The organism is Verrucosispora sp. WMMD703 (assembly GCF_049178935.1).
Taxonomy (GTDB): domain Bacteria; phylum Actinomycetota; class Actinomycetes; order Mycobacteriales; family Micromonosporaceae; genus Micromonospora; species Micromonospora sediminimaris.
In genome coordinates this window covers 3,575,340-3,587,364 of record NZ_JBMHMM010000004.1, presented here as the reverse complement: position 1 = coordinate 3,587,364, position 12,025 = coordinate 3,575,340, and the positions used below count along the sequence as shown (strand labels likewise).

The 12,025-nt window shown below is 73.7% G+C and carries 9 protein-coding genes; 7 read left to right on the top strand and 2 right to left on the bottom strand.

The window, feature by feature from the left end:
- Entirely contained in the window at positions 1-714 is a 714-nt protein-coding gene (locus ACN26Z_RS16920; RefSeq protein WP_421462206.1) for a hypothetical protein, read from the bottom strand.
- Positions 715-820: 106 nt separating this feature from the next.
- Between ACN26Z_RS16920 and ACN26Z_RS16915 the strand changes: the two genes are divergently transcribed.
- From ACN26Z_RS16915 to ACN26Z_RS16885, 7 genes are all read left to right on the top strand, one after another.
- Positions 821-1,591 (top strand): glycerophosphodiester phosphodiesterase, encoded by a 771-nt coding sequence (locus ACN26Z_RS16915; RefSeq protein WP_282238454.1) that lies wholly within the window; start codon positions 821-823, stop codon positions 1,589-1,591.
- Positions 1,592-1,612: 21 nt separating this feature from the next.
- Entirely contained in the window at positions 1,613-3,007 is a 1,395-nt protein-coding gene (locus ACN26Z_RS16910) for an MFS transporter (RefSeq protein WP_282238455.1), read from the top strand.
- Positions 3,008-3,118: 111 nt separating this feature from the next.
- Positions 3,119-3,823, top strand: a complete 705-nt coding sequence (locus ACN26Z_RS16905) for a thymidine kinase (protein WP_373870615.1) — start codon at positions 3,119-3,121, stop codon at positions 3,821-3,823.
- A gap of 108 nt (positions 3,824-3,931) precedes the next feature.
- Positions 3,932-7,129 (top strand): FtsX-like permease family protein, encoded by a 3,198-nt coding sequence (locus tag ACN26Z_RS16900; protein WP_421462204.1) that lies wholly within the window; start codon positions 3,932-3,934, stop codon positions 7,127-7,129.
- 52 nt (positions 7,130-7,181) lie between these two features.
- Positions 7,182-9,863 carry an FtsX-like permease family protein gene (locus ACN26Z_RS16895; RefSeq protein WP_421462202.1) on the top strand — a complete coding sequence of 894 codons (2,682 nt, stop codon included), beginning with the start codon at positions 7,182-7,184 and terminating at the stop codon, positions 9,861-9,863.
- Positions 9,860-10,828, top strand: coding sequence for an ABC transporter ATP-binding protein (locus ACN26Z_RS16890; RefSeq protein WP_421462200.1), 969 nt, complete (start codon positions 9,860-9,862; stop codon positions 10,826-10,828). Before ACN26Z_RS16895 ends, ACN26Z_RS16890 begins: the two co-directional genes overlap by 4 nt.
- Positions 10,825-11,526: an ABC transporter ATP-binding protein gene (locus tag ACN26Z_RS16885; RefSeq protein WP_282238459.1), complete on the top strand. Its 702-nt coding sequence runs from the start codon at positions 10,825-10,827 to the stop codon at positions 11,524-11,526. The genes ACN26Z_RS16890 and ACN26Z_RS16885 overlap by 4 nt, the downstream gene beginning before the upstream one ends.
- Positions 11,527-11,530: 4 nt before the next feature.
- On the opposite strand, the gene ACN26Z_RS16880 is transcribed toward ACN26Z_RS16885, so the two are convergent.
- Positions 11,531-11,989 (bottom strand): hypothetical protein, encoded by a 459-nt coding sequence (locus ACN26Z_RS16880; RefSeq protein ID WP_282238460.1) that lies wholly within the window; start codon positions 11,987-11,989, stop codon positions 11,531-11,533.
- Positions 11,990-12,025: the final 36 nt, after the last annotated feature.

The following is a 12,025-nucleotide window of genomic DNA, read 5'->3' as shown; positions in this document are numbered from 1 at the left end:
TCAGTTGCCTCCCAGACCGGGAACGGTCGGTCGCGGCCGGCGCCGCCGTGCCGGCGCCACCGCGAGCAGCAGGCCGACGACGAAGCCGCACAGCAGTGCCCGTACCAGTTCGTTCAGCAGTTCCGCACGCATCGCCGACCCGGTGTAGACGCCGCTGTCGACGGCCAGGTGCACCAGGGCGCCGACGGTCGTGGCGAGCGTCGCCGCCACGACTGTCGCGCCGAGCGTGCCGAAGAAGCGGTACGCCCGGGGAGGCGTGGCCCAGGCGGCCAACCTGCGCAGCAGCACCAGCACGATCAGGACGAACAGCGCCACCTGGGCGGTGCGCGCGAGCTGGTAGCTGGACAGGGTGTCCGGGCTGCCCCACCGCAGCCACGACAGCCCCAGCAGCAGCGCGTCGACCGCGGTCGTGAGGATCCCGGCCGGGCCGTCGATGCGGGGCAGGTTGACGCTCAGCTCCCGCAGCACCTCGTACCCCCAGGGGCTGCCGGCGGCCAGGGTCGTGACCAGCAGCGCCCCGAACCCCGGCGGAAGATCGCGGGTCGCCGGGCGGCGCGGTGGCGCGACGCGTCCGGGCAGCGGGTGCACCGGGCGGATGGTCAGCGCCGCCGGCGTCGAGGGCGGGTCGTCTCGTCGCGGTACGGAACTCGTCCACGGCATCACCGGGGCATCGTCGCCGGTGCCGACCGAGCAGGGAAGGTTACTGTCCGGCATCCGGCAATCACCGGTGGGTATCGGATGGGGCGTGGACGACGGGACGAATCCGGGTCGCCGCCGGCCCGCCACCGGGCGGTCACCGGGGCCAGGCATACTGCGCCGCGTGCCCACGAACGCGCACCCCTACCTCGACGCACCCGCGCCGCTGGCCTTCGCCCATCGCGGCGGCGCCGCCGACGGCGACGAGAACACCGCCGCCGCGTTCGCGCGGGCGGTCGAGCTGGGCTACCGGTACGTCGAGACCGACGTGCACGGCACCGCCGACGGGGTGGCCGTGGTGTTCCACGACGACACCCTGGAGCGGGTCACCGGGCAGCGTGGCCGGGTAGGCGCCATGCGCTGGGCCGACCTGGCCACGCTGCGCGTCGGCGGCTCCGCCGTGGTGCCGCGCCTGGACGAGGTGCTCGGCGCGTGGCCACAGGTGCGGTTCAACATCGACGTCAAGTCCGACCAGGGGGTTACGCCCACGGTGACCACTGTCGACCGGGCTCGCGCCGCCGACCGGGTGCTGCTGGCCTCGTTCAGCGACGCCCGGCTGACCCGGCTGCGGGCGCTGACCGGCGGACGCGTCGCCACCAGCCTCGGGGTACGCGGAGTGGCCCGGCTGCGGTGGGCCTCGTGGACCGGACGGCCGCTGCGGTTACCGCCGTCGGTGGTGGCCGCGCAGGTGCCGGTGCGCTACGGGCGGGTGCCGGTGGTCGACCGTCGCTTCCTGCGCACGGCCCACCGGCTCGGCCTGCAGGTGCACGTCTGGACGATCGACGAACCTGCCGAGATGCACGAGTTACTTGATCTTGGGGTTGATGGCATCATGACCGACCACGTCGGCGTGCTGCGCGACGTCTACCGCAGCCGCGGCCACTGGGCCGCCTGAACACCTGGGCGGAGGACCCCCATGGCCGAGACGGTCACCCCGGCGGCGCAGGACATCCCACCACCGCGAAGCACCCGGCGCGAACGCACCGGCTGGTACTTCTACGACTGGGCGAACTCGGCCTTCCAGACCACAGTCATCACGGTGTTCCTGGGGCCGTACCTGACAAGCGTCGCCAAGCTCGCTGCCGGCTGCGAATCCGGTGCCGACAACTGCAGCGGCTACGTCTATCCGCTGGGCATCAAGGTGGCCGCCGGGTCGTACTACCCGTACACGATCTCGCTGTCGGTGCTGCTGACCGTCTTCGTGCTGCCGGTGATCGGCGCGATCGCCGACCGGTCGCTGCACAAGAAGCGGCTGCTGGCCGCAAGCGCGTTCACCGGCGCGTTCGCCACCACCGCGATGGTCTTCGTCACCGGCGACCGGTACCTGCTCGGCGGTGTGCTGCTGCTGATCGCCAACATCGCCTTCGGGGCGTCGATCGTGGTGTACAACTCGTTCCTGCCGCAGCTGGGCGGGCCGGACGAACGCGACGGCATCTCCAGCAGGGGCTGGGCGCTGGGTTACCTGGGCGGCGGTCTGCTGCTGGCGTTGAACCTGGTCGTGGTGCAGTCGTTCGACAACGGCACCGCCGAGCGCACCCTGGATCTGGCCCGCTGGTCGATCGTGTCGGCCGGGCTGTGGTGGGCGGCGTTCACCCTGGTGCCATTGCGCTGGCTGCGGGAGCACCCGACCGCCGCCGCGCTGGCCGCCGCCGGCCGCGGCAACGTGCTCACCGACGGGTTCCGGCAGCTCGGGCGCACCCTGCGGGGGATGAAGACGTACCCGCTGACGCTGTTCTTCCTGCTGGCGTTCCTGGTCTACAACGACGGCATCCAGACCGTTATCACGCTGGCCAGCGTGTACGGCACCGAGGAGCTACGGCTGGGGCAGAGCACCCTGATCGTGACGATCCTGCTGGTGCAGTTCCTGGCCTTCGGCGGCGCGTTGGCCCTCGGCGCGCTGGCCGGTCGGATCGGGGCGTGGAAGACGGTCCTGCTGAGCCTGGTGCTGTGGACCTTGGTGATCGTCGCGGCGTTCCGGTTGCCCGCTGAGGATCCGCTGCCGTTCATGGTGCTCGGCGCGGCCATCGGCCTGGTCCTCGGCGGCAGCCAGGCACTGAGCCGGTCGCTGTTCAGTCAGTTGATCCCCGACGGCAAGGAGGGTGAGTACTACGGCTTCTACGAGATCAGCGACAAGGGCACCAGTTGGCTCGGACCGGCGGCGTTCGGGCTGGTGTTCCAGCTCACCAACTCCTACCGGGTCGGTCTGGTCTCCCTGCTGATCTTCTTCGTGGTCGGCTTCCTGCTGTTGTTGGCGGTACCGATCCGACGGGCCATCGTCGCCGCCGGCAACACCCCGCCCCGGGTGCTCTGACCCGGGCAACGATGCGATGATCGACACCCCGGCCGGGTCGACCGCGCCAGCCGGGAGCACACCGCACTAGGCTGCCGGTCCGTGACGACCGACGACGCCGTACCGACCTGCCTGGCCCGCCCGACACTGCCCGCTGCGGGCGACAGCCCGGCCGGGTGCGTCGCCGCCCGTGGCGTCGACGGGCGGCCGGCGCACGCCGCCGCGCTGCGGTTCTACTGGGGGCCGATGGACTGCGGCAAGTCCACGATGGCGCTGCAGATGAATTACAACCATGCCCGCCAGGGCCGCCGGGGACTGGTGACCACCCGCATCGACCGCTCCCTGGGCCCGCAGGTCACCACCCGCATCGGGCTGGCCCACGAGGCCATCGAGGTGACCGACGCGCTCGACCTGCGCACGCTTGTGCGCGACGCCTGGGCCGACGGGGTGCGGGTGGACTACCTGATCTGCGACGAGGCCAGCTTCTACGGGGTCGAGCACGTGGAGCAGATGGCCGACCTGGTCGACAGCTACGACGTCGACGTGTACGCCTTCGGCCTGGCCACCGACTTCCGCTCCAGCCTGTTCCCGGCGGCGCAGCGGCTGTTCGAGCTGGCCGACTCGGTGGCCCGGATCCAGGTCGAGGTGCTCTGCTGGTGCGGCCGTGAGGGCCTGCTCAACGCCCGGGTCGCCGACGGGCGGGTGGCCCGCGAGGGCGCGCAGGTCGTCATCGGCGACACCGTCGACACCGCGGACGTGCGGTACCAGGTGCTCTGCCGGCGGCACCACCGCGCCGGTGACCTGGGCCCCGGCAGCGGAGGCCGCGTCCCTGCATAACGAAACGATCACCGCTGCGAACCTTTCGCGGGACTCGGCCCCTCCTGGTGCATGACGGCAGCAACCAGGGGCCACAACGGCCCGCGAACCGGCGGGGGTACAGGACACATGAGGTTCGCGTTGCGGCGTGCCCGGGCCACGAGGGGTCTGCTGCTGGCGGCCGCCGGGGCGGCGCTGGTGGCCACCGTCGCGCTCGCCGGTCTGGCCGCGTACAGCCGGGACGTCGTCGACTCCGGCACCCGCAACGTGCTGACGGCGGCCACCGCCGAGGAACGCTCGATTCTGGTACGCGCCTCCGCCGGCCGCACCGCGGAGGCGCTGCGGGACCGTGACGACGCGTTGCGCAAGCAGGTCGCCGCCGACCTGGCCGGCCTACCGGCCCGGGTCAGCACCGCCGGCTACGCGGCCGGTCGGCAGCTGCGCGGAGACACCGGCGACGCCGTCGCCGACCGCAGCGGTGCCACCTACGCGTCGGTGATGTTCCTCGACGATCTGCCCGCGCACGCGCGGCTGACCGCCGGGTCGTGGCCGCAGACCGGGGCCGGTCCGGTGCAGACCGCGATCGCCGAGGTGGCCGCGACGACGCTGCGGGTGGGCGTCGGCGACCGCATCCCGATCACCGACGGGCTCAGCGGGCAGGTCACCGAGGTCGTCGTGACGGGCGTGTTCACCCCGGTCGACCCGGATTCCGCGTACTGGCGGTTGGCGCCGGAGACGACAACCGGTTCGCTGCCGCAGGCGGCCACCTACGGCCCGATGACGGTGTCCCGGGACGACTTCGACACCCACTTCCTGGCCAACGCCTCCGCTGGCTGGCTGGTCGAGCCTGACCTGGCCGGGGTCGGCCCGACCGCCCTGGACCGGCTCGCCGACGCCGCCGGCCGGATCACCACGAGCAGCCCGGCCGAAGCCGGCCTCGGCGACTCGGCGGTTGTCAGCGGTGACCTGGTGGACCTGGTGCAGCGGCTGCGCCAGGCCACCCTCGTCGGCCGGTCCGCCCTGGTCACCCCGATGCTGCTGGTGGTGGTGCTCGGCGGGTACGCGCTGCTGCTCGTGGCGATCCTGCTCACCGAGCACCGGCGGGGTGAGACCGCGCTGCTGCGCGCCCGGGGTGCCGCCCGCTGGCAGGTGGCCGGGCTGACCGCCCGGGAAGCCACCCTGGTCGTCCTGCCGGCCGTGTTTCTCGCCCCGCCGCTCGTGGTGGAGCTGCTGGGGCTGGCCGACCGGCTGCCCGGACTCGCCGCCGTCTCGCTGCGGCCGGACTGGGCCGACCCGACGGTGTGGCTGGTGGCCGGGCTCGCGGCCGCCGGCTGCGCGGCCGCGATGATCGGTCCGAGTCTGCGCCGCGGCGACAGTTACGTCGCGGACCTGGCCAGCCGCTCCCGCCCGAGCCGGCGGGGCATGGTGCAGCGGGCCGGGCTGGACGTCCTGCTCGTCGGCCTGGCCCTGCTCAGCTGGTACCAGCTGAGCAGGTACTCGTCCCCGCTGTCCCGGTCCCGGGGCGGTCAGCTGGGCGTCGATCCGCTGCTGGCGGCCGCGCCGACGCTCGGTGTGCTGGCCGGGGCGGTGCTCGCATTGCGGCTGCTGCCGCCGCTGGTGCGGCTGACGGAACGCTGGGTGGACCGCCGGCCGTGGACCGCTGTCATGCTCGGCACCTGGCAGGCCGGGCGGCGTCCGCACGCCGGCCCGGTGCTGCTGCTCGCCCTCGCCGTGGCGGTCGGCACCCTGGCCTGGTCCCTCGCCGGGACCTCGCAACGTTCCCTCGACGACCAGGCCGCTCACCGGGTCGGTGCCGACCTGCGGCTCACCGAGGCCACCGGCGCCGCCCCCGACGGCCGCGCCGACCAGCTCGCCGACCTGCCGGGGATCCGGGCGGTCCTGCCGGCCTGGCGCGAGCCGGTACGGCTCGGCGCCGGCGCCGAGCCGGCCACCATGGTGGCGGTGGACGCCGGTGCTGCCGACCAGGTGCTGCGGCTACGTGCCGACCTGGCCGGTGGATCCACCGACCGGCTGCTCGGCGGCCTCGCCGACGCGCGGGTACCGGCACCGGAGACGGTGTTGCCGACCGGCACCCGACTGACCGGCCAACTACGTACCCGCGGTGACGTCGACAGTGGCGTGCCCATCCGTCACGAGATGGTGCTCAGCGACGCCCGGGGCGAACACCGTCGGGTGGCGCTGGGCTCGACCGGCTGGGATGGTGAGCCGCTGCGGTTCTCCGTCGAGCTGCCGGCCGGCGACGGGCCGTGGCGGCTGGCCGGCTTCACCGCCGAGACCCTCGGTGGTCCGCGGCTGAACCTCGACTGGCGGCTGTCGAACCTGCGTGCCGGCCCGGACACCACCACCGGCACACCTGTGGACCTGACTGCGGACGGGCCGTGGCAGCTGGTTGACCGCGCCGGTGCGGCCACCGCGCCGACCGTCTCCGGCGCCACGCTGGCCGGTCGCTACGAACGGGACATACCGGCGGGCTGGTTCGCCCGGAACACCCCTGTGCAACTGGCCGTCACCCGGACCGCCGGCCCGGGCCGGGTGCCGGTGGTCGCCACCGGTCCGGCGCTGGACATGCTGCACGTCGACGTCGGGGCGCAGACCCGGCTGTTCCTGGGTGGCGCCGAGGTCGACGTGGTCCTGGTGGACCGGGTCGCGGCCCTGCCCGGCGACGTCGAGGACGCCGCGTTGCTTGTCGACCTGCCGTCGCTGCGTACCCGGCTGTTCCACGAGCATGGCATCGTCCGCTCGCCGCAGGAGTGGTGGGTCGCCGCCCGGCCGGGTGCGGCGGCACAGGTCGCCGGGGCCGCCGCCGCGCTCGACGACCTGACCGTGCTGGACCGCCAGGACGTCGCCGACGAGCTGGCTCGCGACCCGTTCGGCGTGGGTGCCCGTGGCGCGCTCTTCGTCGCCGCCCTGGCTGCGGTGCTGCTGGCCGCGGTGGGCGTGGCCGTGGACGTCAGCGCCACGGCACGCCGCCGGGCCAGGGAACTGGCGGTGCTGCACACCCTCGGCGCGGGTCACCGCCTGGTGGCCCGGTCGCTGCTGGCCGAGCAGTCGTTCCTCGCCGGCATGGGTGTGCTGGTGGGGTTGGCCGTGGGCATCGGGGTGGCGGCGACGATGGCGCCGCTGGTGATCCTGACTGCGTCGGCGGACCGCCCCGATCCTCCGCCGCTGCTCAGCGTCGACTGGCCGCCGGTGCTGGGTACCGGCGTCGGACTGCTGGCGCTGGCCCTGGCGTTCAGCGCCGCGGTGTCGGTAAGCGTGCGGCGGCGGCTCACCGCCGCGCACCTGCGCACCGGGGAGGACCAGTGAACGCGAGGAGTGAGCTTGCGAGCCCCGCAGTCGCGAACGAAAGGTCGGCCCAGTGAGCGCGAGGCGGATCAGGGCGTACGGCGGGCAGGTGGGCCTGCTGGCGGTGCTGGGGTTGGTGGCGGCGCTGCTGCTGACCGCCGCGCCGCGGCTGGCCGGGGAGTACGCCGATCGGGGGTTGCGCGCCGACGTGGCCCGGCTGCCGCACCTGGTGCGGGACGTGTCACTCGCCGGGCAGCGGCCCGCGCCGGTGGCTGCCGGGCAGGCGGACCTGGACCGCTACGCCGCCGAGTTGCCGCAGCCGCTGCCGGGCCTGGTGGAGCGCCGGTGGTACGCGGCGTCGTTGGACGAGGAGCAACTGTTCGCCATCGGCGACGAGCCGCCGATGAACGGCGGTGCCCGGAAGATGTTCGGTCTACGCGCCCAGACCGGCGTCGTGGAGGCGGCCGAGCTGACCGCCGGGCGCTGGCCCCGTACCCGCCCGGGTGGCCCGGCGGAGGTGGTGGTGTCGGGGGCGGTGGCCGAGACGCTGTCGTTGCGTGCCGGCCAACGGTTGCGGTTCGCGGGGCGCGATGGTCAGGCGGACGCGCACCTCGTCGGGGTGTTCGAGCCGCGAGACGCCGCTGACCCGGTCTGGGACGACCTGGGCTACGCCCTGGAGCCGGTGGTCCCGGTGCTGGACGGTGAGCCGTACATCGTGGCGGGGGTGACCGACTGGGTCGGAGTGGACGTTGTCTCCGCCGGCAGTGGTGTCCCCGCGGTCGGTGGTTGGCGGTACCGCCTCGACGAGCGACGCCTGAACGCGGCGACGCTGGAGTCGGTGACGGCGGCGGTGGCCGAGGCCCGCCGCATGTCGTGGAGTTCGGGGGCGACCGTGCAGACGTCGTTGGACGGTGCGCTGTCGCGGTTCGCCGGGCAACTGCACGCGGTGCAGGCCCTGCTCGCGGTCGTGCAGGCGGGGCTGGTCGCCAGCCTGCTCGGGCTGATCGTGCTGGCGGCGCGGTTGACGGTGCTGCGGCGACGTGACGAGTTCGCGTTGCTGCGGGCCCGGGGTGCGGCGCTTTCCGCCATCGGGCTGCGTAGCCTCGCCGAGTCCGCGCCCGTGCAGCCGCTCGCCGTGTTTGTCGGTTGGCTTGTGGGCAGCCGGGTCCCGGGTCGCGACGGGGCGTTTCCGTGGTTGGTGCTGGCGGTGGCGGTGCTCACCACCGCCGTGGTGCCGGTTTTGGCGATGCACTCGCAGCGGCGGGTCGGGGTGGTGACCGGGCGTGCCGATGTGGCGTGGCGACGGCCGTCGGTGCGGCGGCTGACCGTCGAGGCGGGCGTGCTGGTGCTGGCCGCGCTCGGGGTGGTGTTGCTGCGCCGCCGTGGTCTCGACCCGGGCGCCGGGGTCGACGCGTACCTCAGTTCGGTGCCGGTGCTGGTCGCGGTCGCCGCCGCGCTGGTGGCGGTGCGGCTGTTGCCGTGGCCGCTGCGGGCGGCCGGTCGGCTGGCCGCGCGGGCCCGGGGTGCGGTGCTGTTCCTCGGTGTCGCCCGCGCCGGACGGGGTGCGCCGGTGGCGCTGGGTCCGTTGGCGGTGTTGATCGTCGCGGTCAGCACCGGGGTCTTCGGTGGGGTGGTCACCACCACCGTCGCGGCGGCCCGGGACCGGGCGGCCACGTTGACGGTGCCGGCGGATGCCTGGCTGACCGGGTACACCTTCTCCCCCGATGCTCAGGACGCGTTGTCCGGGGTGGCCGGGGTGACGGCGGTGGCTCGGGTGTGGGTGGACTCGAATCGTCGGCTGGCGCCGGGGGCCGGGGTGCCGTCGCGGCAGATCGGCACGGCCCGGGTGCTGGTGGTGGACGGCCCGGCTTTCGCGGAGGTGGTGGCGCGCAGCGGTGTAGAGGTGGATGTGCCGGCCGCCCTGCGGGCTGCCGCCCGGGGTGACGGGCCGGTACCGGCGGTGGTGTCGTCGCAGGTGGCGGCGCAGGTCGGTGACCGGGCTGCCGTCGATGTGCAGGGCAGGTTGTACGAATTCCGGGTCGCCGAGGTGACCGACGCCTTCCCGGGCGTCGGGTTGGGCACCGAACGGTTCGTGGTGCTGCCGTGGCAGGCGCTGCCCGAGTACGAGTACACGCCGATCATCCCGAACCGGTACCTGGTCGCCGGTGACGACATCGATCAGGCGCAGTTGTTGGGGGTGGCCGACGACGCGCAACGGCGGCGGCAGTCGGCGGTGCTCGGGGTGGAGGTGACGCGTACCCAGGTGCCGGCGGCCCTGGAGACCTGGCGGGCGTACCGCGAAAACCTGGACCGGACCGGGGCCAACGACGTCCTGACCTTGGCGTTCACGGCCGGCGCGGCCGGGGGTACCGCGCTGGCGGTGCTCGCCGTCGGGTTCGCGGTGGTCGCCGACGCGGCCGGGCGGGGCCGGATGCTGTCCCGGCTGCGCACCCTGGGCCTGTCCGCCCGCCGTGGCCGGCGGCTGCTGGTGTACGAGCTGGTGCCGTTGGTGCTGGTCGCGGCGTTGACCGGGGCGGCGGTGGGGGTGGCCCTGCCCCGGATCCTGGGGCCGACCCTCGGGCTGTCCGCGTTCGTGCCCGGCGTGCCGGTTCGTGATCACCTGGATCCGTTGGTCCTGGCTTCGGTGTTGGGGCTGGTGGTCCTGGGCCTGGTGACCGGGCTGGCGGTGGAGAACCTGATGAACCGGCGGATGCGCCTCGGTGAGGTGCTGCGTCTGGGAGAGGAGAACCGATGACGGCGGTGTCGGATGTGCCGGACCTGGCGACGTTGCAACGGCGGGCGGCGGAACGAGCCGCCGCCCGGGCCGGGGGCGCCGACCGGCTGCGCGGGCACATCGTCTGCGACGGGCTGGTCCGCATCTTCACCAGCGAGGGGGTGGAGGTCGTCGCGTTGCAGGGCCTCGACCTGGTGGTGGACCGTGGTGAGCTGCTGGCCATCGTGGGCGCGTCCGGTTCCGGCAAGTCGACGGTGTTGAACATCCTGTCCGGGTTGGACACGCCGACCGCGGGCATCGCCCGGGTGGCCGGTTACGACCTGCTGACCATGTCGGCCGCCAAGCGGTTGCGGTATCGGCGGCACACCGTCGGGTTCGTGTGGCAGCAGACCGCACGCAACCTGCTGCCGTACCTGACGGCCCGGGAGAACGTGGAGCTGCCGATGCGGCTGTCGCGCCGGGGTGGCCGGGCCGCTCGGCGGCGGGCGGCCGAGCTGCTGGAGATGGTCGGTGTCGGCTACTGCGCGGATCGTCGGCCGGGGCAGATGAGCGGCGGCGAGCAGCAGCGCTGCGCCGTCGCGGTGGCGGTGGCCAACGACCCGGAGGTGCTCTTCGCCGACGAGCCGACCGGTGAGCTGGACGAGGCGACGGCCGGGGAGGTCTTCGCCGCGCTGCGCACCATCAACGCCGAGCTGGGGGTGACCGTGGTGGTGGTGACCCATGACCCGCAGGTCGCCGCACAGGTGCGCCGTACGGTGTCGATCCGCGACGGCCGCACCGCCTCGGAGGTGCACCGCACGGCGCGGGTCGGCGCCGACGGCGTCGAGGAGTTGGTGACCGAGGAGTACGCGGTGCTGGACCGGGCCGGGCGGATGCAGCTTCCGGCGGGTTTCGTCGACGCGTTGGCGCTGCGGGACCGGGTGAGGTTGACCCTGGAGCCGGACCACGTCCAGGTCCGGTCCGGCGACGAGAGGAGTACGCGGTGAGCGAGCAGGATCTGATCCGGGTCGAGGGGCTCAGCCGCGACTACGGCGGTGGCGACCGGGTGGTCCACGCGGTGCGGGACGTCTCGTTGCGTGCTGGTCGCGGTGAGCTGGTCGCGGTGCGGGGCCGTTCCGGGGCGGGCAAGACCACCCTGCTGAACCTCATCGGCGGCCTGGATCGGCCCACCTCGGGGCGGGTGTGGGTGGCCGGTCAGGAGGTCACCGCGGCCAGCGAGAAGGATCTGCTGCGGCTGCGTCGGGACACCATCGGGTTCGTGTTCCAGTCCTTCGGGCTGGTTCCGATCCTGTCCGCGGCGGAGAACGTGGGGGTGCCGATGCGGCTGGCGAAGGTTCCGGCGGCGGACCGTGAGCAGCGGGTGTCGGTGCTGCTGGAGCTGGTCGGGCTGGGTGGTCACGCGGCGCAGCGGCCGTACGAGATGTCCGGCGGGCAGCAGCAGCGGGTGGCGATCGCCCGGGCGCTGGCCAACGATCCGGCGCTGCTTATCGCTGACGAGCCGACCGGCCAGTTGGACTCGGAGACCGGCCGGGCGGTGATGGACCTGCTGCGGGCGCTGGTGCATGCCCGGGGCATGACCGCGCTGGTGGCAACGCATGACCCGACGCTTGTGGAGCTGGCCGACCGGGTGCTGGTGCTGCGCGACGGTCGGCTGGTCGAGGCGGCCGAGTCAATCGGGGTGTGACAGGTCAGTACGGGTCGCCGCAGACCCGCCAGCCGCCGTCCTCCCGCACCACCGACAGGTCCCGTTGTTCGGTGCTGCCGCTGTCGCGGGTCAGCAGCACGGTGACCTTGCCGTGGGGTCGGCCGCCGCGGGTGGCCACGGACACGTCCACGATCTCGTAGTCGCGCACCACCGGCGGGGTGCGTACCCAGCTGGTGAAGCCGATCTCGCTCCACCGGGTACGCGCGTCGGCGCAGAGCCGCTCGTACGCGCTGCCGGTGTCGCCCGCGGTGACTTCGCGCAGGAACCCTTCGGCGGTCTGGCGAACCGGGGCGGCGGCCTGGGTGACCAGTTGCAGATTCCAGGCGCCCAGGCCGGCGACGCCGACGCAGCACAGCGCCACCGCGGCTCCGGCGACGGCGAGGCCGGTCCGCATCGGATGACGTCGCCGGGCCGGTCTGCTCCACGGCTGCGCAGCGCCCACACCACTCGACGGTAGAGAATCGGCCGGCGCGGCGGG

Excerpts from the sequence above, each read along its gene's own strand:
- ACN26Z_RS16920 (WP_421462206.1), bottom strand. The coding sequence starts at position 714 with ATGCCGGACAGTAACCTTCCCTGCTCGGTCGGCACCGGCGACGATGCC.
- ACN26Z_RS16910 (WP_282238455.1), top strand. The coding sequence starts at position 1,613 with ATGGCCGAGACGGTCACCCCGGCGGCGCAGGACATCCCACCACCGCGA.
- ACN26Z_RS16900 (WP_421462204.1), top strand. The coding sequence starts at position 3,932 with ATGAGGTTCGCGTTGCGGCGTGCCCGGGCCACGAGGGGTCTGCTGCTG.
- ACN26Z_RS16890 (WP_421462200.1), top strand. The coding sequence starts at position 9,860 with ATGACGGCGGTGTCGGATGTGCCGGACCTGGCGACGTTGCAACGGCGG.